This window comes from Aggregatibacter sp. 2125159857 (assembly GCF_017798005.1).
In the GTDB taxonomy this organism is placed as follows: Bacteria; Pseudomonadota; Gammaproteobacteria; order Enterobacterales; family Pasteurellaceae; genus Aggregatibacter.
The window spans coordinates 255,714-279,863 of record NZ_CP072548.1 but is presented as its reverse complement, the minus strand read 5'-3'; the positions used below and the strand labels follow the sequence as shown (position 1 = coordinate 279,863).

At 40.7% G+C, this 24,150-nt stretch carries 37 protein-coding genes and 1 other RNA gene; 22 read left to right on the top strand and 16 right to left on the bottom strand.

Annotated features, from left to right (window positions below):
- Positions 1 to 2 precede the first annotated feature (2 nt).
- From J5X96_RS01395 to J5X96_RS01370, 6 genes are all read left to right on the top strand, one after another.
- The gene (locus tag J5X96_RS01395) at positions 3 to 509 is read left to right on the top strand and encodes a phage major tail tube protein (RefSeq protein ID WP_205768907.1); all 507 of its coding nucleotides are present in this window, start codon (positions 3 to 5) and stop codon (positions 507 to 509) included.
- 91 nt (positions 510 to 600) lie between these two features.
- Entirely contained in the window at positions 601 to 903 is a 303-nt protein-coding gene (locus J5X96_RS01390; RefSeq protein ID WP_209363856.1) for a phage tail assembly protein, read from the top strand.
- A gap of 2 nt (positions 904 to 905) precedes the next feature.
- Positions 906 to 1,052, top strand: coding sequence for a GpE family phage tail protein (locus J5X96_RS01385; protein WP_209364733.1), 147 nt, complete (start codon positions 906 to 908; stop codon positions 1,050 to 1,052).
- Positions 1,053 to 1,219: 167 nt separating this feature from the next.
- Positions 1,220 to 1,381: a hypothetical protein gene (locus tag J5X96_RS01380; RefSeq protein ID WP_209363854.1), complete on the top strand. Its 162-nt coding sequence runs from the start codon at positions 1,220 to 1,222 to the stop codon at positions 1,379 to 1,381.
- Positions 1,382 to 1,384: 3 nt separating this feature from the next.
- Complete coding sequence (locus J5X96_RS01375; RefSeq protein ID WP_209363853.1) at positions 1,385 to 1,822, top strand: phage tail protein; 438 nt, start codon at positions 1,385 to 1,387, stop codon at positions 1,820 to 1,822.
- Complete coding sequence (locus J5X96_RS01370; RefSeq protein ID WP_209363851.1) at positions 1,822 to 3,012, top strand: phage late control D family protein; 1,191 nt, start codon at positions 1,822 to 1,824, stop codon at positions 3,010 to 3,012. Before J5X96_RS01375 ends, J5X96_RS01370 begins: the two co-directional genes overlap by 1 nt.
- Before the next feature lie 22 nt (positions 3,013 to 3,034).
- Here J5X96_RS01370 and J5X96_RS01365 read toward each other — a convergent pair whose 3' ends face one another.
- From J5X96_RS01365 to J5X96_RS01335, 7 genes are all read right to left on the bottom strand, one after another.
- Positions 3,035 to 4,852, bottom strand: a complete 1,818-nt coding sequence (locus J5X96_RS01365; protein ID WP_209363849.1) for a DUF2326 domain-containing protein — start codon at positions 4,850 to 4,852, stop codon at positions 3,035 to 3,037.
- Between the two features lies 1 nt (position 4,853).
- Entirely contained in the window at positions 4,854 to 5,096 is a 243-nt protein-coding gene (locus tag J5X96_RS01360; RefSeq protein WP_239494241.1) for an ABC-three component system middle component 8, read from the bottom strand.
- A 3-nt stretch (positions 5,097 to 5,099) separates the two neighbouring features.
- Positions 5,100 to 6,056: an ABC-three component system protein gene (locus J5X96_RS01355; protein WP_209363847.1), complete on the bottom strand. Its 957-nt coding sequence runs from the start codon at positions 6,054 to 6,056 to the stop codon at positions 5,100 to 5,102.
- A gap of 46 nt (positions 6,057 to 6,102) precedes the next feature.
- The gene (locus J5X96_RS01350; RefSeq protein WP_209363845.1) at positions 6,103 to 6,327 is read right to left on the bottom strand and encodes an excalibur calcium-binding domain-containing protein; all 225 of its coding nucleotides are present in this window, start codon (positions 6,325 to 6,327) and stop codon (positions 6,103 to 6,105) included.
- Positions 6,328 to 6,512: 185 nt separating this feature from the next.
- Positions 6,513 to 7,274, bottom strand: coding sequence for a hypothetical protein (locus tag J5X96_RS01345; RefSeq protein WP_209363844.1), 762 nt, complete (start codon positions 7,272 to 7,274; stop codon positions 6,513 to 6,515).
- A gap of 51 nt (positions 7,275 to 7,325) precedes the next feature.
- Positions 7,326 to 7,664 carry a hypothetical protein gene (locus J5X96_RS01340; RefSeq protein WP_209363842.1) on the bottom strand — a complete coding sequence of 113 codons (339 nt, stop codon included), beginning with the start codon at positions 7,662 to 7,664 and terminating at the stop codon, positions 7,326 to 7,328.
- Between the two features lie 4 nt (positions 7,665 to 7,668).
- Positions 7,669 to 8,112 (bottom strand): helix-turn-helix domain-containing protein, encoded by a 444-nt coding sequence (locus tag J5X96_RS01335; RefSeq protein ID WP_209363840.1) that lies wholly within the window; start codon positions 8,110 to 8,112, stop codon positions 7,669 to 7,671.
- A gap of 103 nt (positions 8,113 to 8,215) precedes the next feature.
- Here J5X96_RS01335 and J5X96_RS01330 point away from each other — a divergent pair, with 103 nt between their 5' ends.
- Together J5X96_RS01330 and J5X96_RS01325 are read left to right on the top strand one after the other, a co-directional pair.
- Positions 8,216 to 8,404, top strand: a complete 189-nt coding sequence (locus J5X96_RS01330; RefSeq protein WP_209363838.1) for a hypothetical protein — start codon at positions 8,216 to 8,218, stop codon at positions 8,402 to 8,404.
- 32 nt (positions 8,405 to 8,436) lie between these two features.
- On the top strand, positions 8,437 to 8,622 hold the full coding sequence (locus J5X96_RS01325) for a hypothetical protein (RefSeq protein ID WP_209363836.1): 186 nt from the start codon (positions 8,437 to 8,439) through the stop codon (positions 8,620 to 8,622).
- Between the two features lie 50 nt (positions 8,623 to 8,672).
- Here J5X96_RS01325 and J5X96_RS01320 read toward each other — a convergent pair whose 3' ends face one another.
- Positions 8,673 to 8,915 carry a hypothetical protein gene (locus J5X96_RS01320; protein ID WP_209363835.1) on the bottom strand — a complete coding sequence of 81 codons (243 nt, stop codon included), beginning with the start codon at positions 8,913 to 8,915 and terminating at the stop codon, positions 8,673 to 8,675.
- A gap of 38 nt (positions 8,916 to 8,953) precedes the next feature.
- Here J5X96_RS01320 and J5X96_RS01315 point away from each other — a divergent pair, with 38 nt between their 5' ends.
- The 10 genes from J5X96_RS01315 to J5X96_RS01270 all read left to right on the top strand — a co-directional run bounded on the left by J5X96_RS01315 (position 8,954) and on the right by J5X96_RS01270 (position 13,986).
- Positions 8,954 to 9,484 (top strand): hypothetical protein, encoded by a 531-nt coding sequence (locus tag J5X96_RS01315; RefSeq protein WP_209363833.1) that lies wholly within the window; start codon positions 8,954 to 8,956, stop codon positions 9,482 to 9,484.
- A 47-nt stretch (positions 9,485 to 9,531) separates the two neighbouring features.
- Complete coding sequence (locus J5X96_RS01310) at positions 9,532 to 9,708, top strand: hypothetical protein (RefSeq protein WP_209363831.1); 177 nt, start codon at positions 9,532 to 9,534, stop codon at positions 9,706 to 9,708.
- A 32-nt stretch (positions 9,709 to 9,740) separates the two neighbouring features.
- Positions 9,741 to 10,025: a hypothetical protein gene (locus J5X96_RS01305; protein WP_209363829.1), complete on the top strand. Its 285-nt coding sequence runs from the start codon at positions 9,741 to 9,743 to the stop codon at positions 10,023 to 10,025.
- Positions 10,026 to 10,125: 100 nt separating this feature from the next.
- A complete protein-coding gene (locus J5X96_RS01300; protein ID WP_245193472.1) occupies positions 10,126 to 10,395 on the top strand; it encodes a hypothetical protein in 270 nt (89 codons plus the stop codon).
- A gap of 19 nt (positions 10,396 to 10,414) precedes the next feature.
- Complete coding sequence (locus J5X96_RS01295; protein ID WP_209364729.1) at positions 10,415 to 10,792, top strand: hypothetical protein; 378 nt, start codon at positions 10,415 to 10,417, stop codon at positions 10,790 to 10,792.
- A 2-nt stretch (positions 10,793 to 10,794) separates the two neighbouring features.
- Complete coding sequence (locus J5X96_RS01290; RefSeq protein ID WP_245193471.1) at positions 10,795 to 11,067, top strand: hypothetical protein; 273 nt, start codon at positions 10,795 to 10,797, stop codon at positions 11,065 to 11,067.
- A gap of 14 nt (positions 11,068 to 11,081) precedes the next feature.
- Entirely contained in the window at positions 11,082 to 13,277 is a 2,196-nt protein-coding gene (locus J5X96_RS01285) for a replication endonuclease (RefSeq protein ID WP_209363827.1), read from the top strand.
- The gene (locus J5X96_RS01280; RefSeq protein ID WP_209363826.1) at positions 13,274 to 13,513 is read left to right on the top strand and encodes a hypothetical protein; all 240 of its coding nucleotides are present in this window, start codon (positions 13,274 to 13,276) and stop codon (positions 13,511 to 13,513) included. The genes J5X96_RS01285 and J5X96_RS01280 overlap by 4 nt, the downstream gene beginning before the upstream one ends.
- Positions 13,514 to 13,540: 27 nt before the next feature.
- Complete coding sequence (locus J5X96_RS01275) at positions 13,541 to 13,819, top strand: hypothetical protein (RefSeq protein WP_209363824.1); 279 nt, start codon at positions 13,541 to 13,543, stop codon at positions 13,817 to 13,819.
- Positions 13,819 to 13,986: a helix-turn-helix domain-containing protein gene (locus J5X96_RS01270; RefSeq protein WP_049367448.1), complete on the top strand. Its 168-nt coding sequence runs from the start codon at positions 13,819 to 13,821 to the stop codon at positions 13,984 to 13,986. The genes J5X96_RS01275 and J5X96_RS01270 overlap by 1 nt, the downstream gene beginning before the upstream one ends.
- On the opposite strand, the gene J5X96_RS01265 is transcribed toward J5X96_RS01270, so the two are convergent.
- The 8 genes from J5X96_RS01265 to J5X96_RS01230 all read right to left on the bottom strand — a co-directional run bounded on the left by J5X96_RS01265 (position 13,967) and on the right by J5X96_RS01230 (position 19,232).
- Positions 13,967 to 15,298, bottom strand: coding sequence for an integrase arm-type DNA-binding domain-containing protein (locus J5X96_RS01265; RefSeq protein ID WP_209363822.1), 1,332 nt, complete (start codon positions 15,296 to 15,298; stop codon positions 13,967 to 13,969). The two genes, J5X96_RS01270 and J5X96_RS01265, sit on opposite strands and share 20 nt — an antisense overlap.
- Positions 15,299 to 15,453: 155 nt before the next feature.
- Positions 15,454 to 15,819, bottom strand: a transfer-messenger RNA (tmRNA) gene (gene ssrA, locus J5X96_RS01260).
- Positions 15,820 to 15,938: 119 nt separating this feature from the next.
- Positions 15,939 to 16,229: a DUF167 family protein gene (locus tag J5X96_RS01255; protein WP_209363820.1), complete on the bottom strand. Its 291-nt coding sequence runs from the start codon at positions 16,227 to 16,229 to the stop codon at positions 15,939 to 15,941.
- A gap of 11 nt (positions 16,230 to 16,240) precedes the next feature.
- The gene (locus J5X96_RS01250; protein ID WP_209363818.1) at positions 16,241 to 16,798 is read right to left on the bottom strand and encodes a YggT family protein; all 558 of its coding nucleotides are present in this window, start codon (positions 16,796 to 16,798) and stop codon (positions 16,241 to 16,243) included.
- A gap of 25 nt (positions 16,799 to 16,823) precedes the next feature.
- Positions 16,824 to 17,258, bottom strand: a complete 435-nt coding sequence (gene dtd, locus J5X96_RS01245) for a D-aminoacyl-tRNA deacylase (RefSeq protein ID WP_209363817.1) — start codon at positions 17,256 to 17,258, stop codon at positions 16,824 to 16,826.
- Positions 17,255 to 18,091: a virulence factor BrkB family protein gene (locus tag J5X96_RS01240; RefSeq protein WP_209363815.1), complete on the bottom strand. Its 837-nt coding sequence runs from the start codon at positions 18,089 to 18,091 to the stop codon at positions 17,255 to 17,257. The genes dtd and J5X96_RS01240 overlap by 4 nt, the downstream gene beginning before the upstream one ends.
- Entirely contained in the window at positions 18,088 to 18,561 is a 474-nt protein-coding gene (locus tag J5X96_RS01235; protein ID WP_209363813.1) for a YchJ family protein, read from the bottom strand. Before J5X96_RS01235 ends, J5X96_RS01240 begins: the two co-directional genes overlap by 4 nt.
- 2 nt (positions 18,562 to 18,563) lie before the next feature.
- Positions 18,564 to 19,232 (bottom strand): MOSC domain-containing protein, encoded by a 669-nt coding sequence (locus tag J5X96_RS01230; RefSeq protein ID WP_209363811.1) that lies wholly within the window; start codon positions 19,230 to 19,232, stop codon positions 18,564 to 18,566.
- Positions 19,233 to 19,376: 144 nt separating this feature from the next.
- Between J5X96_RS01230 and J5X96_RS01225 the strand changes: the two genes are divergently transcribed.
- The 4 genes from J5X96_RS01225 (at position 19,377) to corA (ending at position 23,846) form a co-directional block, all read left to right on the top strand.
- The gene (locus J5X96_RS01225) at positions 19,377 to 20,876 is read left to right on the top strand and encodes a helicase HerA-like C-terminal domain-containing protein (protein ID WP_209363809.1); all 1,500 of its coding nucleotides are present in this window, start codon (positions 19,377 to 19,379) and stop codon (positions 20,874 to 20,876) included.
- Positions 20,877 to 21,022: 146 nt separating this feature from the next.
- Positions 21,023 to 21,529: an LPS assembly lipoprotein LptE gene (gene lptE / locus J5X96_RS01220; RefSeq protein ID WP_209363807.1), complete on the top strand. Its 507-nt coding sequence runs from the start codon at positions 21,023 to 21,025 to the stop codon at positions 21,527 to 21,529.
- On the top strand, positions 21,526 to 22,560 hold the full coding sequence (gene holA, locus J5X96_RS01215) for a DNA polymerase III subunit delta (protein WP_209363805.1): 1,035 nt from the start codon (positions 21,526 to 21,528) through the stop codon (positions 22,558 to 22,560). Before lptE ends, holA begins: the two co-directional genes overlap by 4 nt.
- Before the next feature lie 338 nt (positions 22,561 to 22,898).
- Complete coding sequence (gene corA / locus J5X96_RS01210) at positions 22,899 to 23,846, top strand: magnesium/cobalt transporter CorA (protein ID WP_021616961.1); 948 nt, start codon at positions 22,899 to 22,901, stop codon at positions 23,844 to 23,846.
- Positions 23,847 to 24,150 lie beyond the last annotated feature (304 nt).

Genomic DNA, 24,150 nt, shown 5'->3' with positions numbered 1-24,150 from the left:
CCATGGCTTTACCAAGAAAATTAAAACTCATGAACTTCCTCGGCAACGGCAATTCCTACCGTGGACAAATCAATGAAATCACTCAGCCTAAACTTGCCATGAAACTGGAAGAATACCGTGCAGGCGGTATGTTTGGCCCGGTAAAAGTAAATTTAGGCTTAGAAGGGTTAGAAGTGCAGTTCAAAATGGGCGGCTACATGACCGAATTGGTCAAAGAATTTGGCGGTTCCATTGACGGCACGGCATTACGTTTCGCCGGTTCATATCAACAGGACGACACCGAAGAAGTCACTTCCATCGAATTGGAAATGCGTGGTCGTTTTGGCGAAATCGACAATGGCACCAACAAATCAGGTGACGACACTGAACAAAGCTACACCGTGCCGTTGACCTATTACAAAATCATCGAAAACGGCAAAGACATCATCGAAATTGACTTGCTCAACTCCATCTTTGTTGTCAACGGCGTTGACCGCTTAGCGGAACACCGTAGCGCCATCGGCATTTAATTCACACACCACCGCCCCGTCACAGGGGCATTTTTAAAATCTTCACTTAGCCCCTCTTTATGAAAGAGGGAAATTTTAAAAGGATAAAACGATGAAAAATGAAACCTCAACTATCATCACATTAAGCCAACCCATTAAACGCGGCGACAAAGAAATCACCGAAATCACCGTCAATAAACCCACCGTGCCGGCATTAAAAGGGCTAAAACTCATGGACGTGTTTAGCACCGATGTGGATGCACTGCGTATTTTATTGCCACGAGTCACCCAACCGGTCTTACACCGTGCCGATTTTGACACCATGGAAGTGGCGGATTTCGTGGAACTGGCAGGGGCTGCCGTCGGTTTTTTAGGGAAGAACTCGGAAACGACCGAAGCGGAAGTGACCGAGTAATTCTGATTTCGGCAACCGTGGAAGATGCCATGGCAGACATTGCCATGATTTTCCACTGGCAACCGCAAGCCTTTGAAAATATGACCATAACCGAACTCATGCAATGGCGTGAAAAAGCGAGAGAACGTAGTGAAACAGAAACTGATTGATTACCTATTTAATTTACCACGATACATTGTATGGCGAGGGATAATCATCATCTCGATTATTGTTTGGCTGCTTGTCGTTTTCGGCATTGCTTTTTTATTTTGCTAATTCACCAAGTGCGGTCAGAAATAAACAAATTTTTTGACCGCACTTTTCTTTGAGATACCCAATGAAAGCGACTTTAATTTTCTTTTTTTATTTTTTCGCCATCGTTGCCGTGGCAGGTTTTGCGACGTTTTTAATGTTCCATCATATTGAGGGATGGGGCTGGTTGGTATTTATTGATGCATTACTGATTGCCACAACTGTCAAAGTCAGTGATAAGGATTAGCCTATGTTCCAAAACTTCGCCCTTGCCGCCTTGGGCATGTTTATCTTTGCCCGCCAAACCGTTCCGTTTCAAACCTTAGATCGCCAATCCTCATGGCGACACCCAACCAACTCCGTGGTGGGGGCTATGCCGAAAGCGCAGTTCACCGGCAAAGAAAGCGAAACCGTGACAATTAACGGCAAACTGATCCCTGAAATCACCGGGGGAAGATTTTCCATTAAAGCCCTCGAACTTATGGCGGACAGTGGCGGTGCATTTCCGCTGATTGACGGTGGCACTTTTGAAATCATCGGCTTCTTCGTCATCGAATCGTTGCAAGAAACTCGCTCGGAATTATTCGGCGATGGTGCGCCACGCGCCATTGATTTCACACTTAATCTCAAACGCACCGATGACCCTATGCTAATTGAAATTGCCGACTCGATAGCGGGGATGTTCTAATGTTGGATTTTGAACGCAAAAATCACCGCACACCTGCTTTTAAAGTGGTGATCACCACCAAAGACAAAAAACAGCAAGACATCACGCAAGTGGTATCAAGCCGATTAATCACGTTGTCTTTGACAGATAATCGCGGCTTAGAAGCGGACACACTTGATTTAGAACTCTCCGACCATGACGGCAAACTGGCTTTGCCGCCACGCAATGCCATAATCAGCCTTGCATTGGGGTGGAAAGGAAAACCACTGATTGACAAAGGGCAATATTCAGTGGATGAAGTACAGTTTTCAGGTGGCGCAGGTTCGGCAGATAGATTAACCATCAGAGCAAGAGCGGCGGATTTAAAAGGCTCATTTTCCGAACAAAAAGAACGCTCATTTGATAAGAAAACCTTAGGCGAAATAATTGACACCATCGCCAAAGAAAATCAACTCAAAAGCCAAGTGGAAAAAGAGCTTACAAATCGATTCATCGACCACATCGACCAAACCAATGAGAGCGACATCAATTTACTGATACGCCTTGCGGAAGAACATGGTGCCATGTGTACGGTGAAAAATGGCACGTTGTTATTTATGCCATTAGGCAAAGGCAAAACCGTCACAGGGAAAGATATTCCACTGCGCAAAATTACCCGCAAGAATGGCGACAACTACAATTTTTCTATTGCCGAAAGTGAAAACTACAAAGCCGTGCGAGTGTATTGGCATGATACGACCACGGGCAAACGTGGCGAAATTATCATAGATAAAAATACTAAGATTGTGAAAAAACAGCGTATGACAAAAGGCAGAACGCTAGCAGATGGTACAGTAAAAGGCAGACGATTAACTAAAATAAAATATAACACCATTGAGCAAAAAGCCCCTGTGGAAAGTGACAATGATAAAATTAAAAGCCTTCGTGTTACTTATCCTTCAGAAGCTAGAGCTATCACTGTCGCCAAGTCTGCTTTTGATAGGTTAAAACGTGGCGTGGCAACCTTTAACCTGAATCTTGCCTTTGGCGAACCTGATTTAATACCGGAAACACCCCTAGAACTTTCAGGCTTCAAATCTGAAATTGATGCAACGAATTGGCTCATTACAAGAGTGACACACAATCTTTCAGATGGCGGCTTTACCAGTCAAATTGAATGCGAACTGAAAGTGGAAGATGATGAGGTGGACGTGAAGAAAGTGAAAAAATAAAGCGGTCGATTGACCGCTATTTTTACCAAGATTCCATCTTGAATAATCGCCCAGAATTATCTTTTGCATCATTCAATTCTAAGATAATTTCGTCAGGTTGAACACCTTCATCTGCTAATGTCACAACTTCATCTGATAATAACGTAATAAAGTGTTGAATGCCAAATTGGGAGTATTCGCGGATAACATTTAATAGGTTTCTTTTCGGATTATTATCTAAAGATTCTAAAATACCATCATGATAAATAAATAAAGAATATCCTTGCTCTGCATAATAACGAGCAATAGCCATATCAAATGCAATACACAATAACTTTTTGAACGATGTTCCTTTATCTTTATGATTTTTTATACCTTGATTCTCGAAATAAGCATCAAAATCAATATATCCTTTTGTATTTTGCTCAACCTTAATAATTGCCTGCTCTCCAACGACATCCATAATAATTGAAACAAAATAATCCCGAATTTTGATGAACTGACTATTTGAATCATTTCGCACTTTATATGTTAGGTCTTGTTCAATAGATTGAACCAAATCACCACGTTTCTGTTTTTCTTCAGTTAAAATAGCATTTGCATTAGAGAGATCTTCAATAACGCTTTTTTGCTGTTCTAAAAGAATGAGCTCAGCTCTATTTTTATCTAAGAACGCAGATGTTTGTTTATATTTTTCAAAAATTTCCTTTTCATTAAGAAATGATAATTTTTCACTTCTTTCTTGATTTAGTTCCATCAAGCGAGATTGAATACTTCCTATTCTAGAATTTGTTTTTTCCAAATCATTAGATAAGTATTCATTTCTCTCTTGGTTAATAGCCTGATTAAACCTAATTAGTTGATCAAAATCTTTTTTCAACTGATTAGAAAAAAACACGCCTGCTTCTTTAAAAAGAGAGTCAGCCTCTGTTGTATCAAAAAGAATTTTTGTTGGCTTTAAGGAGCTTTCAAGGCGTTGCTTTCGCCCTTCTAGTTGGTACAACTGAGCATTTAATGAAACAATATTATCATCAATATTATCGACCAATTTTCGGATACTTTCTTTATCTTCGCTTCCAAAATCAAGTTTTGACAATGCAATTTCAGCATTAGAAATTTGTGTTTTAATAAATGCAATTTGTGCCTCGATTTCTGAAAATCCTTTATGATCTATCCGATTAATTTTTTTTCTTAATTTAATTTCTTCATTTAATGCCTTGATTTCATCTTCTTTATTATACAGACGACTCAATAGCTCATCATCAAACCCCAACAAACGAGATAGAAAAGGTTTCCAATCCTTATCTTTTGAACGGCTATTACGACTTAATTTGAATACATCTGTAAAATCAGACTGCGTACGAAGCAAGTAAGCAAAAAATTTACGGTAAGAATACCCTCTTAGAAATTTAAATCCTAATAGACCTTCTAAATAGCTACGAGCCTCCCTAAAACTTAGTTGATAAGCTGACCACTCATCCGGCATTAATCCCTGAAAATCTTGATTGGGGGAAGTATGCTTCTTAAAACTTATTTTTGAAGGATTACGCACAGTTCTACAAATTGTTAAATACTGGGGGATTTCTTCCGTTTTTGAATCATTTAAGTATATTTCAAGGTAAAACTCAAAGTCATTAAGCTTATCTACGGATAATAAAATATGTTTTTGATGCTCGCAAATCAAACAAAAATCAATAATTTGGGCTAATGTAGATTTACCTAGATTATGGGAATGCTTTTTTCCATCATCTAAATATTTCTGTTTACTCATAACTGTTCCAACAACTGCATTGACACCGTTATTGAACATTAAGGTTTTAAAAATATTCTCTTTATTTGAGTAAAGCTTCATTAATCGCATTTTATTTTCCTATATATTCAAAGGAATCATTTGTTGAGTGATACTCAACCAAACCCAATAAATAAAGTAAATTTATTGCCGGCATAAATAAAACATAGTCGCAATCCGTTGCTTTTTTTACAACGGAAAGTAATTCATCAAAAGAGATGTATCTACCTGCCTTTAATGATTTCAACATTAAAGTTGCAGCATACATAACTGATTTGTCAGGATCCGTATATTTATCAGGTTGAATTTTTATCATATCCTACTCTTTGCGACCTATATCACAATTCCAATACATATAATAAACTAACACTCGAACCCTTCTCTCGAAATCTCTACTTCGAGTCTTTTCACTCTCAACAAAAAGAGAAATTAATCTTTCTAACCTCGCATTGATATAATTATCACTATACAGTGATTCAAGTTTTGCTTTAGTATCTAAAACGAGGTCTTTATAGTCTTCCTTTAGCGAGTTATTTTCGGGATTACGCAACACATCATCGATTTGCCTAATGTATGGGTCAAAGTAGTCCATCATTATTTCAGCAAAATCAGGTGAGGCATTGTTCTTCTCGTTCTTTGTAACTAAATCGCAACGTTCCAATAAACTATTATTGTCCTGATTTTGACAACTGGAAACGACTAATGACTTACATCTTTTTATTACATCTGCAATATGGCTGGTTGTCAATAACTCCGCATAAACTTCAATTAAGTGCTCAAGCCCTGCTTCCCTGATAATTTCTGGATAGCTACTAATTAAACGATCAAGATATTCTCTGCCTAATATTGCAATATTTTCATAAGGTAAACCTGTTTGTTGGTGAATAAGATTGATTAGCTCTGGATGAGATTTCCCCGTTTCTTTTCTATTTGTCATTAATAAATAGAAACCGATTTTCTCACTTTTCACCATTTGTTTTAACTTAGGAAGTTCCCCTTCAATAATATCTCTAAAATCTTTAAGTCCTGTCGTGAGGTTTAATTTCTGGGTGTGTTTTGCCTGAATAACAACTATCTTACTTCCTTCTGTTTTCCAAGGTTTGGCTGCACTTGGAAAATTATTTGCTGTTCCGGAAAAGGTGCCATCACGCCCACCATCAGGACCTTTAGAAAATCCAGTTACACCACGACCAAGAATTTTAGCACAACAGGTAACGACAAAAACTTCAAAATCGGCATCATTTGTAATAAGTGAAACAAAGTTCATGTTATCCATCCATTTTTATTAATAATCACATCTAAAATGAGCTAATTCTAAACCTCTACCCACAAATACTCTCACAAGGCACACCATCTCTATCCCTATCCAGTTTCTGCATGCCGCACTCCCTCAAATGGAATTTCGCGTCATCACAGCTATCCATATCTTTGCAGGTGCGTTTGCCGTCGTCACAACTAAACTGCTCCGCATTGGTTTTTTTGCTTTTGGCAAGGGTAGGGGCTGAAATCAAACAAAGTGCGGTTAAAATTAAGAATAGTTTTTTCATTGTTTTATCCTAATAAAAAGCCCACGTTCTCCACGGGGGCTTGTGTGATTATGCAATCACACATAATACGCCAATCATCGGTGACAGGTGGAAATTTTGAATGGTTATGTTTGCGGATTTTCAACCTGTAACTACGTGTTGTAACAAATATCATACAAAGTCGCCAAAGGGAATTTAATGTAATATTATTGCGCTTCTCTCTTACCGTCTTTTTTTAAATAATCTAATTGTACTTTTGTTATTCTCAATAAGTTATCAATCCATTCATTTACATATTTTTTATCGCCAATCACTCTCATAAAGTAATTCTCAAATATAACATTCTGATTTTCGTCCCACTTCTCAGTTGTTCTTCTTCTACTTTCAAAAAATTTTTCCATTTTTATATTCAAATCATTATAACTAAAATCCATTTTTTCTAACGCATCATATAACTCTTTTTGAAATGAGTGACTATAATCAGCTTTATGCATACTCAATTCATCTTTTAAAGCGCGAATACTAACTCTGATATTTTGAATAATTTTATATAACATTTCTATTTTGTATATTTTCTGTTCAGGTTTTGACTCTTCATGATATTCGTACCTATGGAGAGAGTTTTCTTGTATCATAAGTACATAATTTGGATTAGAAAAATAAATAAAGCTGTCATCAATAGCATAATGCCACTGCTCATTATTGAGGGTGATCATAGGTAGCTTATCAAGAGGGAGCTGTTTACCCTTTATCCATTGAACATAAAAGCCATAAGGAAGGTTATTAATCTCAGCAAACTCTTTTATAAGTAATAATTTATCATCAAATAAATTTATGATTTTCTGATAAAAATCAGCATCTTGTTCGGTAGCAATACATTCAGAAAGTGCATAAATATGTGTAGGTTCCGGCATATTAATATCTCCTCCAGCAACAAGATTATGATCACCATAAATTGTAGTTTGCATTTATTAATCCTTATAGGTTATTAAAAACGATAATTTCGCTAATTTAAAACTTTACCTGCTTGTTCTCTTTGCGCCTTTAATCCACAATAACAACTGTCTTACTAAGCCAGGCGGTTGTTGTTCAGCCAGTAAGTCGCGCAAGTGGCAGGCAAATTCGTGCATTGCTTGCAACTCGGTTTCTTTCATTTCTTTAAAATAGTGTGATCCATAACATTTATCGGCATGCGTATTGATCACAAATTCAAGGTGCGCAGAACAATTACGCACAGCAAGAATTTCAGCTACTAATCTGGTGCGCGGGAAAGGGGTATCTTCTTTATGATAGATATTCGTGATGTTAACATCCCGCCCGGCAACCGTATTGTTATCGCCGGTAATATGATTTGACATAGCTTTATCTTTTAACATCGCGCCCTGCGACAATGTTGTGATTGCCTTTTACTGATTGATTAATGATTTTTGAATTATTTTCTTTATTTAATTTAAGAAGTTCATTAATTCCACCTTTAAATGCACCTGAACGTAAACCATACATATACGCGAAAACGTCACTTTTTTGTTCATTATTTAAGCTATGGTAGAGTTCTAACATCATTGCTTGTTGTTCATTAAGGAAGCCAGCAGTTCTTTTCCCTGTAAATAGATATTGGACATCGCCGTTTATCTCGGAAAATTTTTGTAAAAACTTCGCATCGGGTTTCCTTTTACCCAATTCATAATTCGAATAAGTTGTTGGGGTTACGCCACATTTTTCTGCCATTTCAACTTGAGTAAGCATCAATTTGTTGCGTTCATTTTTTAAGCGTTCATTAATAGATTGCAAAAAATCAACATTCATTTATAAAAACCTCTTGAAATCTCAACAAACGTTGAGATATAATGTTTCTACGGTGTAAATCAATGATTGTTACCGATGATAACCAATTTAGGGAGCGTTGTATATGAGTGAAATTCAAGAAAATGCCGCTGAGAAGCGGGTGCGAAAAAAATTAGTGCAGGTGCAAGTAGGGCTTTCCGACGATATTCGCACCGTCTTGCAGGAAAAATGTGCCGAATTGAGACAAACCGAAGCTGCATTAGTGCGGATGTTGGTGATGAAAGGACTACGCGAAATGGGCGCGATTAGTTAATCACGGCGCAGTGGAATCCAAGGCAAGGTGCGATGTTAAAAGATAACGCTATATCAACCCATATTATCGGTGATAACAATACGGTTGCCGGGCGAGATGTGAATATTACGAATGTTGTAGTGAATGTGTCTATTTATCTTCAGCGTAGCATTCCTACAGAATCAACATTGGAAACCGAAGTCAAGCCTAATGATGGATTGTGCAGTGATTCGGAATAGTTAAACAATGGAAACAAACACGAAAGCTATGCTTTTTCAATGTAAACAATTTATTGCACGTTATGTGGCGTGGCTTGCGTTAAAAATGTTGTACCGAGTTTCTCTTGGAAAATCGCAAGCGCCCGCAGCATTTCTTGTGTTGCCTGCGGTGTATAGCGAAGAATCATCTTCGCCTGTGGCGCACCTGAAACAAACTGAAAACATTCCACCGTCATTTCTCCTGTCTCGGCATGGAAAGTGATGTTGAGCGGTGAATCAACTTCAATGGGAATAACCAGTGTTTCGTCAGTCATGGGGGTCTATTTTTTTACTTATGGAGCAATGAATAGCAATGTTATCTATTAAACCTAATCTCAACGACGAGTATCTGTCGTTATTGAATCGGTCAATCTCAGGGCTATTGACACAATATCTTGATGTACCGCAGGACTTAGGCTATTTGCCGTCGGTTGAATCCGAGCCGATAGACTTTGCGCGCTCACTAAGTGATATTTTTTCGCAACTTGAAAAAGTTCAGCTATGGGTTGCTGATAGAGTTTTTTGTTTGAATTCTCTAACAGCTCTAGACAAAGCGACAAAAGAACAAGCCTTGTGGGATTTACCTCCCTGTCCGCTTTCTCTTGTTGAGCTCGCTCAACTTCTTCAGCAAGTAAATGCGCCTGCGCTGGGTGATATTGGTCGATCATATATTCCTGCCTTATTACTTGGTGTAGCGAGTGTGTTGGGGAATTTATTACATAGTTCTATGTATTTAATCGCATTACATAACCGGGCGACAAACCAAACAAATCAACCTATGCCGACCGAAGTAGAAATTTGGCAAAGTTTAAAGGAAGTGATTGCCCGATTTAATAAGTCTTAATTTACGCAAAGTATAACAAAGTAAACAAAAACAACAAAGGAAAGGACATGGCAAAAATAGGAAAAAAACGTGAGCTGAAATCCGAAATTATTGCTTTTCGAGTAACGGCAAGTTTTAAAGCCGCATTGGAAACCGAAGCGGCAAAAAACAAACGCGAATTACAAGATTTTATCCGTTTGAAATTAGAAGAATGCGTCTCCGAATCAATGCCGATTGGGCAGTGATTCGGAATAGTTAAATAGGAAAGGTGGTGTGTATGGCGGTTGAAGTTTTATGTCCTAAGTGCAAAAGAAAAACAAGCACAAGAACATCAAATCAAATTTCACCAACATTAAAAAATGCGATTGTGTATTGTCCGCATTGCTTAAATATGGTGGGCAAAATAACAGTGAATTATGACGAAGTTTATGATTTACATAAATCACTTAACTTAGCCTCTCTGACATGGTCGGAGTTTCCCAATGAAACAAAAGCCAAGAATGTCGATGAACGGCAGATTGATATTTTCGCCGATTGGGATGATTGGCCCAGCGATAAATAAACATCTCTAACTTTTAAATCCAAACCTAATTTTTACCACTTGTCGTTTGATGAAAATCTCACGACAGGATTTTTTCACCCAAAATTTAATGAGTTGAACAATGATTAAACAAAAATACAGCCGCAAAGTGGTAGCACAAAACAAAAGACGTACTTCATTTTTTCAGTTTATGAATGACGTGAAAAAACAATTCGGCTTGCAAACCCGCATTAATGCAAAACAAGTGCAACTGAATACCAACCAAATCATCACCAATGAAGAAATCTTGGCGCGTTTAGACAATTTGGAACGCATTGTGTTGCCTTCGCAAAATCCGCTGCAAAAACAAAACGTGTTCCGCCGTTTTTGGAATTGGACATTGGGTAAATAAACCCTAAGGAGCGTGCGTGATGTATGTATCAGCCACTGAATCCGTTGCCGAGCAATACTGTAAAGCAAATCAAATTGACGTGCCGAATGTAAAAAATTGGGATGACGGTCAGCATTTTTTAGGCAATAGCAAATTCCGTGTAGAACGCGCTTTTGATAATTGCCCGAAATGGTTGAAAACAGAATTGCTTGCTTTGGCAAGGGTTGATACTGCTGATTTGGTCAACGGTCATCATTCCGGCTTAAAACTACATCATTACACCGAGGAAGGGCAAACCAAAATTGCCCGTGCATTTCGCAAAGTGCGATTACTTTCAAGCTTGTTTCCGCAAAACATCCGAGAACGGGAATTCACCCAAATAGACACCAAACCAACCAATACAACCGAGGAAGATTAACCATGCCACACCTTATTGAACTTTCAAAAACCTATCAGCTTGGCGTTACAGATACAGGCTATGTGGTTTATCAGTTGGAACTCGACAGTGACATTAATTTAAAGCGCAACAAAGCCAGTTACTGCAAAACCTTTGAGGGGGTACTTGAATTTTTGATTCGTTGCGAATTGCAAAACGAAAACGTCAACAATTTAGAAGACGTGCAAAAAGTGATTGAAGCCATTAAGGCGGAAATCTCGGAAGCCATCTGCAAAAGCCAATCAGGCATGTATTAATAGGTAAATAAGCCATGATGAACTGGGAGCAACAACGCGACATCAACCTTGCCAAGCGTGAGCAGGCAATGGAAGCAGCGCGTTTGGCAATGGCACAAAGTGCGGTAAAAAATGACCGCACTTTACACAATGCACAGGCAACCTCTGCGCAATTGGAACTATTTGCCGTTGCCCCAGCATCTTTCGATTATGTTGAAAAACTGCTTTCTTCCTTGCCACGCAAACGTCAACGTGAGCATTTCCGCAATGTATGGTTACGAGCGTTTCAATCTGTGGCGGATGACGGGTCTATTTCTTTCCGTGCCGGTAACAAACAGGCCATCTATGCCAACAATTATTTGCGTGAAATTTTAACCACGAGATTGAGAGCCGTTTTTGAACATTATCGAATTTCTGTTTCTTGGTTGTTAAACCGCCAAACCTATTCTGCTGAATTAGCACAACAAAAACAGGTAGAGCCGGAAGGGTTGCATTTCTATTTGTTGGGCGAACGCCAATTGAAAGAAATCGCCTGCAAACTTTCCAACCTGTTCACCAAATTGCAGGCAGATTTTGTTGCCGAGCGAGCAAAAGAGAAAGAACAAGGCTTGATTTCAATGGACGACTTTAACCGCCTTGAATTGGAGCTTTATCAATTGTGCGGCGATACCTGTTGGGGAATTGGTTTCCCTCTGAAAAGCTGGTCGCGTTTTCATGAGACCAATAAGGTTTCTTCGCAAACCATCGAAACAGAATTGCTGAAAATCGTGTGCGATAAGCATTGGTTCCGTACTTTGCGCACAGCGCAAAAACGCTTGATTGAGCATTTGGCGATTGGTTGTGGCGAAGTGTCGGCAAAAGTCAGCCCGTATATTTCTAAAGGTGCGTTCCGTGAATTTAAGGAACAACGCAAATCCAACTTGGAATATTTAAAGCAGATGATCATCGAAAATATTGATGACCCGAATGAGCAAGTTGAGTTGTTGGAAATGTGGTTGCGTTCTTCCGGTAATCCTGCCATTCGCTACAACGAAATGATGAACCGGTTGCGTGGTGTGGACGAATGGGCGGAGGAAAACGGCTATATCTCTTTATTCCTGACCATGACCGCGCCGTCCTCTTTTCATGCAACACACAATAACGGCACCAATAATAAAAAATGGCAGGGGGCAGACCCACGTCAAACCCACGCTTATTTGAATAAAGTGTGGGTGCAGTTGCGGGCCTTGTTTGCCAAGCGTGGCATCGGCTTTTTCGGTATGCGTGGGGTAGAACCGCACCATGATGCAACGCCACACTGGCACTTGCTGTTATATATCAACACCAAAGATAAAGATGAGGTGATTCGTTTATTTAAAAGCAAAGCCCTTGAGTTGGACGGTGATGAATTTGGCGCGAAAAAACACCGCTGCCGGGTAGATGAAATCGACAAAGAAAAAGGGTCTGCTGTGTCCTACATTGCGAAATACATTGCCAAGAATATCTATGCCGGCAAACAAAAAGATGAAGATTCAGACGAAGTGGAAGGCTTGAAACTGGATGAAAACGTGCAACGGGTTCGCGCTTGGGCAAACCTTTGGGGAATTCGTCAATTCCAGTTCTACGGCAATCCGCCGATTTCCGTGTGGCGTGAGCTACGCAAAATGACAAAAGACATGAGCGCAGATGATGACACCATTGACACCGCCCGTGCTGTGGCGGATGTGTCATGTTTTGCCAGTTATTTACAAGTGCAAGGCGGCGCGATGACAAAGCGCACCGACCAACCGCTTTGCATTGACTATGAAGAAACCGAGCCGAATCAATATGGCGAAACCAGAAAAGTGATTGTGGGGGTGAAAAACCGCTTTAGTTTAGCGACAGTGAGAACAAAACTAAAAAATTGGGTTATCAAAAAAGGCGTTATTCATTCAGATAATGCCGATTCGGAGACCACCGAAACAAACAAGGGGCATAGCCCCGCTTGGACTTGTGTCAGTAACTGTAACCGCTCAAAAATTGTTCAAAAGCTAAAAATCCTCATGGAACCCATCGGATTTATGCCATCTGAACAACATTTGAACTATTTATTCAAATACGGGCGGCTACGGTTAAATGACTATCGGTGGATTATTTACGAAAACGACGATGTTTATTTAGAAGAAGTGAAAATTCCGTTGGCTCAAGCTTTGGGTTGGGGCGAGAGTTTGAGGGATTTTTGGGTGAATTCGTTAAAAAGAGGTGAATTGTGAAAGAAAAACCAATAAAGCCAACAATAAAACCTGTTTCAATGAAACATGGGAGAAAAATTATTCAAATTGCTTACGGAGTATCAAATGCTTTTGAACACACCGCAGGTGAAATGGAAACAGAAAGCGGGCTGTTTGCTTTATGTGATGATGGATCTTTGTGGAAGTTGGTTTGTTTTGATTTACCAAGTAGAAAGGGTAACGAATGGGTTAAGCTTGTGGATATTCCTCAAGATTAAGGAAAACACTTAATTTAAGGGTAATTTATGGGATTTTTACATCAAGAAACATTAGAAGATGTGGAACGCGTAAGAAAGCAAAGAGAAAATGAGATAGATGCTAAAAGAAAAGCAGAACTTGCGGCAAATCCTCCTGGCAAATATGTTGTTTTGAGATATTTAAAGGGATTCAAAGAATGGTTTGTGGTTTCAGAATCAAAAGGCGGATTATCAATGCAAGATGCGCAAACTGTTTACCAATATGAACATAATTTCGGCAAAGTGGATATGCGGAATTTATTGATTGTGAAAGTGGAGGATTTATAATGGAACGCTATTTTTCAATTAAAGAGATCGTGCAGACGGGCATTTGTTCAGAAGCGACTGTGAAACGTTGGATTTCAAGTGGTAAGTTAAAGTCTTATAAATTCGGTCGCTCCCGCAAGATTGCGGAAAGCGACTTGAACGAATACATTAAGACTTGTCGGCAATAATTTCTTTGAATAAACCATTCGCACATTTTTCAACATAGTTTGCCCATTCTTGAAACGTCTTTAATCTGTAAGGAAGATATTCTGCCCGATTATAGGCGTTTCTTATTTCATCGGAATTCAAATGACTTAGACAAATTTCGATGACTTCTTTATCTAAGCCGAACTCTAGGCGATTATCATTGCAATAGCTACTGAATAGCGAGCGTATGCCGTGATTTGTCATGGTGCCTTTGTATTTGCCGCCGTCCATTGTTTTAATCACTTCATTCGGTGTTTGGCTGTTGATATGCTTTTCATTTCGCGACTTTGACAAGGTGGATGGGAACAAATATTCCTTGCTTGCGTGCTGCTTGATGTATGAAAGCAAGGTTTCTGCCTGTTTGCTTAATGGCACAAGGTGCAGACGCTCCCCTTTCCCCCCTTTTGAAATTTCCACTTGCCACACTTTACCATTCGGCAAATGCTCATGTTCGATGATGTTAGAATATTTTGCACTGACGGTTTCGCTCGCCCTTGTGGCGTTGAGCAATCCCCACAAAATCGCAAGGCGCACCGTTTGGGATATGTTGGCCCGTGCAAGGCTGATCATAAATTCCGGCAAAGCTTTGTAATGGATTGACGGGTGATGTTTATTTTTGTTCACTGCAGGTAAATCATCGCCAAGATATTTCCATTTGTTGTTTTCCCAATATTCAAAGCGTTCAGCATATTCTGCGATAGACTTTAAAACTAAATAACGCTTTTTCAATTCAGCCGTTGCACCTGATTGGCGATAAGGTTCAAGCACGGATAAGCCGTGTTTTAATGTCAATTCTTTGAAAGGCACGTCACCAATTAAATCAATGGCGGAATTGACACGTCTTTCTGTGTCAATTTTCGTTTTATCGGTGTAATTGCCTTGCTCTTTGCCGATTTTCGCACGATACAACAACCATTCATTCGCAACATGGGCAAATGTACTGCACTGTTCTTTTAGTGCTTCTATAGCTTGTTTTTGCTCGAATTCGTGCGGGTCAATCTTATTGGTTAGGAGTTGGCGGAATTCTTGTGCTTTTTGGCGTGCATCTTTTAACGATACGGTGGGATAAGTGCCGATGGTTTTTTCGGTGCGCTTTAATGTGTAGGGGCGTTTGTAATTAAACACCCACGTTTTCACCCCGTTAGGCTTGACGACAAGTTTCAGCCCTTCCCCATCGAATAAATAATAGATCTTTTCTGCCACTTTGGCGTTGTTTACCTGTGCAATAGTTAGCTGTTTGATGATTTTTGCCATGGTAGGAATTTCATAAAATGGTAGTAAGATTTTGCGCATTGTAAGTTCTTACTTCCATTTTTACTACTAAAAAATGTGATCGTTTGTGAAATTAACTGATCTTTTGAGCAGTACTAAGATACTAAATAAAAACGGTCAAACTATTGAATTTCCAATAAATTTGACCGTTTATGAGCTTTTAAGATCTTGTTAAGTGGTGGAGCTGGGGGGAGTTGAACCCCCGTCCGGAATTCCTCTACCGTTAGTACTACACGTTTAGTCAATCTTTAAGATTCGCTTAACCCTGCGGACAGACACGCGATAATTAAGCTAGTTTGATTCCATTTAATGCTTCGATCCTCAAACGGCGGCGTCCACACGATCTCGTTTAGGTTTGACTCCGCTTGATCCCCGTCTTACGAGCGGAAGCTAGGGAGCGAAGGCTATGAGCAGGTTATTAAGCTGCTAAAGCGTATTGTTCGTCGTTTGCGACTATTTTTTTGCGGTTTATTTACGAGGCCTACCGCACCTCGACGTGCACCTCGGGCTTCGCTAATCCCGTCGAATCCAAGATCAGCCCCAAAAGTAGGCGTAAGGATAGCAAAATATCGCCATAAAATAAAGCGACTCCCTCATTTTCATAGGAATCCACATTGACTTGCCATCTTCATAGCACGCCTTACGATTCTCTCTTATCGGCTTATTTGGGGAGCAGGCTTTCAATTTCCTTTGGAAGGACTTTCGGTGAAGGAATGAGAACTTGCTTATGACGACTTAACTCGCCTTTTTCCAAAACAATCGCACTTTTCGGCACTTTAAATAATTTACTGAGGAATTTCAGCAAATGCGTATTCGCCTGTCCTTCTATCGGCGGTGCCGTGATACAAACCTTCAATTCACCGTTATGCAATCCGACGATTTTATCTTGCGCCGATTTAGGCTGTAGAAAAATCACCAACCGTAAATCATTGCCTATACAGGTTACCGCCATGTTTTCCTCATCTATAATGCGGCAATAGCCCAAAGTTGGCCAAATACGTCATACAACACTTTGTTGGCAAAGAATAAAACGAATACCACGACCATCGGTGAGAAATCAATCATGCCGGTATTCGGCAACAGTTTGCGAATCGGGCGCAATAAAGGCTCACTTAACTGATACAACATATATTGCATGGCGTTAGGCGAACGATTAAACCAACTCATTATCGCACTAATCAATAACACATAAAAAATCGCTTCCCCCACGGCGTGTACCACATTCAGGATGCCAACAATGACATAAGCGACAAGTGAAGCTTCTGCCATATCTAAAAACTGAATCACCGCTAATTTTCCTACGCCCAAAATAAAACAAGCAAGTAATGCGGCAAGATTCACACCTTTCACCGTAGGCGCAAATTTCCCTAAAACATTTAACACGGGCTGCGTTACTTTGACTAACGCCTGAGAAAGCGGATGATAAAAATCCACCTTGGCAATCTGAAACCACGCGCGCAAAACGAAAATAAAACCGTAAATACTGATGACGGTTGACAGTAAAAATTGCATTGTATTCATAATATTTCCTTCATTTTATTTAAATTTATGCCTGCAACCAAAACGTCACCGGCCCCTCATTGACTAGACTGACTTGCATATCCGCTGCAAATCGGCCGCATTCCACTTTCACTTTTTCACCGCACTTTTGTGCAAAATATTCATAAAGTTCGTTTGCTAACGATGGTGTTGCGCCTTTGGAAAAGCTCGGACGAAGCCCTTTTTGTGTATCCGCCACCAACGTAAATTGCGACACCACCAAGACCTCGCCAGCCACTTGTTGTACGTTCAAATTCATCTTGTCATCTGCATCGCTGAAAACACGATAATTCAGGACTTTCTCCGCCAACTTATCTGCCTTTGATCGGTCGTCATCCTTTTCCACGCCTAACAGCACCAGCAGACCTTTGCCAATTTGCCCAACGATTTCACCGTCAACTTCCACTTTTGCACTGGAGACACGCTGAATTAATGCGATCATTTTGTTTCCTCACTTTGTTCCAAATTCATCATTTTTTTCGACCGCACTTCCGCCAACACGGCGGCTAATTGCGCGCCGAACAACACAACCGTCCAGCTTAACTGAATCCACAGCAACATAATTGGCAGGGTGGCCATCGCACCATAAATTAATTGATAAGAGGGAAACGTCATGATGTACCAAGCAAACGCTTGCTTACCCAAGGTGAAAAACACCGCGGCAATCAGCGCACCGGTAGCAGAATGTTTGATACTGACTTTTTTATTCGGCACCACCATGTAAATCATCGTGAAAATAAACCACGTGGATAAAAACGGCACAAAACTCAACAGTTTCAACCCGAAAGAAAAGTTTGACGCGTTCTCAAACATAGTCTTTACATAGGTGCTAGCGGCAATACTGACCCCCACTAACAGCGGACCAAGCGTTAGAATCAACCAATAAATCGCAAAAGACGTAAAAATTGGTCGCGTTTCGGTGTCATGCCAAATGCTATTTAATGTGCGATCGATAGAATTAATCAACATCAGCGCCACGACAATCAAGCTGATAATCCCCACTGCGCTCATTTTTTTGGAATTATTCACAAATTCATCAATATACTGCCCCACCATGTCACTTGCCGATGGCGCAAAATTGGTGAAAATAAACGCTTTCAATGCTCCCGTTACCTCGTTAAACACCGGAAATGCCGAGAAAATAGAAAACACCACCATAATCAACGGCACAATGGCAAGCATGGTGCTGTACGTTAAATAACCGGCGGCTTGGGTTAATTTATTCTGATTAAAACGCTGCCAAAAGATCGTACCAAACGTTTTCCACTCACTCATAAAAAGCCTCCGCAACAATGCTTAAATTTTCTGCCGGAACCGCATACGCAAGGTTGTTTCATCGTCGGCAGCGGCACCGTTGGATCGACAAAATACCAGCGATCGTCAATTTTCACAAAAATCGACCGTTCATGATGCGTCTGCTCCCCTTCCTCACCTTGAAAAACGGCGTGAAATTCCACCGCACTTTGGAGCTTACTCAACGTCTCCGTCTTTAAAATCTGCAAACCAAGCCATTGGGTATTTTCTGCCCAAGTTTGAATGGCTTGTACGTTAAGTAACGCCTGTTGGCTCGGCACGGTAGTGTCCACAATATAAGGCACATTTTTCAGTACATAAGCGGTATAACGGGAACGCATGAGTTGCTCAGCAGTTTCCGGAAATTGCGCATGTGTATGGAAACGCCCACAACAATCCCCGTAAGATTTATTCGATTGACAAGGGCAAGCTGAATCTAAAAGCGCGGTCATATTTAGCTCTGTTTTTCTTGTAATTTCATCAGTTTTGAATTTAACGAACGCTTAAATGCCGGGGCTAATTCTTCAATAGCCAGAGCTTGTTCCAATTCCGCCATGCTCGGTTTATCGGATAATAAACGATTTAAATAACGAATGGTAAATTGCGGATACGGACGCTGTTGCAAAATTATCTCATCGCCCTTGTGAATCTCACCGGTTTCAATTACGCGGACATACCAACCCGTCCAACCTGATTGATGCACAATTTTCTGCGTATTTTCATTTTCGGTATTTTTCGACAACCGTTCGCAAGGTTTCCGCGGTTGAGATACTTCCAATAGCACCGAACCGATTTGAAATCGATCGCCCACGCACACAGAATCTTCATTAAATCCCGATACCACAAAATTTTCGCCATAAATTGCCGTATTATCGTAAGTAAAATTTTCGCCTAACAAGGCATTTAATGCCGGAAAAGACACGTCAGACATAAAAAATAAGGCTTTATCCGGGCCGCCGTGATGCGCTTTTAACCCCACATCATTGCCTTCCGCCCCCAACGCATGAATTTTCACCGACGCGACCGGCTGCTTACGAATCGCACTTTCATATTGCGATCCATCGGCAAAGGTCAATTGTGCAACTTCCCCAATTTTTATGATTAAAACTTCAGCTTTTGACATACCTCACTCCAAATCGCACTAATAAATTAATAAACTAATAAAATGTGGCAGATTATAACGTAAAAACACTGAAATTTTTGACCGCACTGTGTTTTTTAAATATCATGCCTCGCTTAATACGCAGTCAATTAGGAACAACAAAATATGCAATATTTACTCGCCCAAACCAGCCAAAACCAACAACTTGGTATCACCGCGAAAATGGCGAACCGCCACGGTTTAATTGCCGGCGCCACCGGCACAGGGAAAACCGTGACATTACGCAAAATGGCGGAAGCCTTTAGTGACGATGGCGTACCGGTGTTTTTAGTGGATGTGAAAGGTGACCTTTCCGGCTTAGTACAGCCGGGCACGATGCAAGGCAAAATCGCCGAGCGTATCGAACAATTCAATTTAGGCGGCGAAAGCTATTTGAGCGGCTACCCAGTCTCCTTCTGGGATGTGTTCGGTGAAACCGGCATTCCGCTCCGTACCACCATTTCTGAAATGGGGCCATTGTTGCTCTCCCGTTTATTAAATCTTAACGCAACGCAAGAAGGTTTACTCAACCTGGTATTCCGCGTTGCCGATGACAAAGGCTTATTGCTTATCGACCTAAAAGACCTGCGCGCTATGCTGAAATATGTGGCGGAAAATGCCAAAACCTTCCAAGTGGAATATGGCAACGTGTCCGCCGCCAGTGTGGGCGCCATTCAACGTGCCTTATTAACCTTAGAAAACGAAGGTGCGACAAATTTATTCGGCGAGCCTGCACTAAATTTAGATGATTGGTTACAAACCCGTGATGGTCGCGGCGTCATCAATGTGCTTAATTCGGAAAAATTAATTAACTCTCCACGTATGTACAGCGCGTTCTTGCTTTGGTTGATGGCAGAATTGTTTGAACAACTGCCGGAAGTGGGCGATCCCGACAAACCGAAATTCGTCATGTTCTTTGACGAAGCCCATTTGCTGTTTGACGGCGCACCAAGCGTGTTAGTGGATAAAGTGGAACAGGTTGTGCGTTTGATTCGTTCCAAAGGCGTGGGCATTTATTTCGTGACCCAAAACCCGTTGGACTTACCGGATACCGTGCTCGGTCAATTAGGCAACCGCGTACAACACGCCTTGCGCGCCTTTACACCACGCGATCAGAAGGCCGTGAAATCGGCCGCAGAAACCTTCCGTGCTAATCCAAACATAAATGTGGTTGAAACCATTTCAACACTCGGTGTGGGTCAGGCATTAGTGTCATTCTTAGATGAAAAAGGCATGCCGACACCGGTGGAAATTGCTTACATTTTCCCACCGAAAAGCCAACTCGCGCCGATTACTGCCGAACAACGCACCGCTTGGGTAAAAGACGACGATTTATACGCTTTCTATAAAGATTATGTGGATAACGAATCTGCTTTTGAGGTGTTAAACCAACAAGCGGATTTAGCCGCTGTAGCGCAAAAACAAGCGGAACAGGCCAAGCAGGAAGAAGAAAACGGCATTATGGGTAGCCTTAGCCGCATGATTTTCGGCACCAAAAAACGTGGCGAGCAACTGACTGTGACGGAAGAATTGGTCAGCGGCGTAGCAAAAGCCGTTGGCCGCAACATCCGCAGCCAAATCACCAAACAAATTATGCGGGGAATTTTAGGCGCGCTTAAGAAGTAAAATTCCTCCGAAAAATGCACCGCACTTTCCGCACAAGGTAAGGCTAGTGTAAAACAGTGGAGTCTTGTAGAATAACGCTCATATTTTTAGTCAAAAAAATGACCGCACTTAAAACAAAAGTGCGGTCGGTTTTTAAGGTAAATTTTATGCTAAACCCCCTTAAAACCTTATGGTTATCCGCCGGCGTGTTGGCGCTTTCTGCCTGTGGATTTCACTTCCAAAACGGTGAACTGATTCCTCAAGAATTACAAACGTTAAAATTGGAAAGTAGTGATCCTTATAGCGATATGGCGTTATCCATGCGTCGTCAGTTACAGCTCAATAACGTGAATTTAGTGGAAGATAAAACGGATGTCCCGGTATTGCGCTTAAATAAAATTTCGAGCAAAGATCAAGTAGTATCGATTTTCAAACAAGGCCGTGAGGCGGAAAAACAGCTGATTTTAGAAGTGGAAGCCAGCGTGAAATTGCCAAATAAAGACAGTTTCCCAATCACTACCAAAGTTAATCGCACATTTTTTGATAACGCCCGTGCGGCATTGGCAAAATCGGCAGAAAAAGACGTGATTTGGCAAGATATGCGTGAGCAGGCGGCGCGTCAGTTAATTAACAAAATGGTGGCTTTACAGCACCAAATTCATAGCAACAAATGAATCGTATTTTTCCTGAACAGCTTTCTCTCTCGTTAGCGCGTCAGCCCGCAACGCTTTATTTTCTCGTGGGTGAAGATCCGTTATTACTGGCTGAAAGTCAGGATGCGATTCAACAAGCTGCGTTTAAACAAGGATTCGACGAAAAATGGGGGCTGGAAATTAATCCCTCCACTGACTGGAATGCGTTGTTTGAACGTGTGCAATCCATGGGCTTATTTTTCAATAAGCAATGCATTCTCTTAGATTTACCGGAAAATCTGACCGCACTTTTGCAGAAGAATCTGTTGGAATTCGTTTCCTTGTTACACGCTGATGTGTTGCCAATTTTTCGTCTAGCCAAACTGACGAAAGCCACTGAAAATCACGCTTGGTTTATTGCCGCCAATCAATATGCGCCCGAAGCCGTATTGGTGAATTGTCAAACGCCGAATGTAGAACAGTTGCCACGTTGGGTAAGCAATCGGGCAAAAAGTTTAGGTTTAAGCATTGACGAAGAAGCGGTGCAACTGTTGTGCTACAGCTATGAAAATAATTTACTGGCGCTGAAGCAAGCCTTACAATTGTTGGACTTGCTTTATGCCGATCGCAAATTGAGTTTTGCGCGTGTGAATGCGGTGGTAGAGCAGTCTTCTGTCTTTACGCCGTTTCAATGGATTGATGCGATGCTTGCCGGCAAAGGCAACCGCGCCCGCTGCATTTTAATCGGATTAAAAGATGAAGACGTACAGCCAATTATTTTGTTACGCACCTTGCAACGGGATTTGATGACATTGTTAGAGATCAGCAAACCGGAACAACCGGCCAAACTTGATGATCCTTTGCCGACAGCTAAACTACGTGAACACTTTGATCACCTTAAAGTATGGCAAAACCGTCGTCCATTATTTAGCCAAATCATACAACGTTTAACCTATCGTAAACTTTATCTCTTTTTCCAACAACTTGCTGAGATAGAACGCTGCACAAAACAAGAATTTAATGATGACATTTGGCAGCAATTAGAGGCATTATCAGTGAGATTTTGTGCCTAAAATACCTCCAATTAACGCCTTGACGAAGTCACTTTTCAAGCGTAACATTGCGCGCGATTTAGTAACATGAGGACACACACTTTGGACAGTCACAGTCGATACCGAACGGAGTTTTCACTGTAACTATCGCCTTTCTCACTTATCGGCGATGGTTTCGTTGGTAAGTTTTATTTACCTTTCTCTTTTTCGGCATCTTTTCTATCAGACGAAAATTTGCAACTTCTTAATCCTTATCGCTTTCTTTTTGTCGTTGAAAATACGGATAAAAACGACCGCACTTGTATTCGTTTGATTGTTGTTCATTGCGTTGTGCATAGTCCAATCGGGAGTATGACAAAATGATAAATGCCTTTGCCCTTGAAGATGCACGCTTAGTTCGCATCGATGAATCTGCTGAGCCATTAAATACCGCTATTTGGCTTGATTTAATTGAACCAACCATAGAAGAGCGGGAAACCTTACAAGAAAGTTTAGGCCAAAGCTTAGCCTCTTTCTTGGAGTTAGAAGATATCGAAGCATCTGCACGTTTTTTTGAAGATGAAGATGGTTTGCACTTACACTCTTTCTTTTATTGTGAAGATGAAAATGATTATGCTGATTTGGCCAGCGTGGCGTTCACCATTCGTGATGGGCGTTTATTTACCTTGCGCGATCGTGAATTACCGGCATTCCGTTTGTATCGGATGCGTTCCCGCAATCAGCGTTTAATTGAGTGTAACTCCTATGAATTACTGCTCGATTTGTTCGAAACAAAAATTGAGCAATTAGCCGATGTCATTGAAAACGTGTATGCTGATTTGGAGAAATTAAGCCGCGTGATACTCAACGGAACGCAAGGAGAAGCCTTCGATGAAGCCTTAGCAACCTTAACGGAACAAGAAGACACCAGTTCTAAAGTCCGCTTATGTTTGATGGATACACAACGCGCGCTCAGTTTCTTAGTACGCAAAACCCGTTTGCCGGCGAATCAATTAGAACAGGCGCGTGAAATTTTACGAGATATTGAATCTTTGCAACCCCATAATGAATCGCTATTCCAAAAAGTCAACTTTTTACTACAAGCGGCAATGGGTTTTATCAATATTGAGCAGAACCGCATTATCAAAATTTTCTCCGTTGTATCGGTAATTTTCTTACCACCGACATTAGTCGCCTCCAACTACGGTATGAACTTTAACGATATGCCGGAACTTGGGTTTAAATTTGGCTACCCGATGGCTTTGGGATTAATGGCGTTAGCCGCATTTGCACCATACTGGTATTTCAAACGGAAAGGATGGCTGTAATTAAGCGAATACGCAAAAATAAAAATAAAGTAGAGTATTCAACGGTTCCATTGTCTCAATAAAATTAGAAATCAGTGGTAGGCTTAATAATGTTGATGAGATCAGAAAAATTAGACATCGACATAATCTTCTATATTGATCTACCACCGATAATCCATCATTTCCAATATTTCACCAATGTTAAATCACATCATAATAACTTTTAGGAAAAATTATTTATCATTACTACAAATTTCAAAATAAGCTTAAAGGCTATTCGATGAAATAAAAACAATAAACAAATTCTCACTTTCCCCGAAAAATC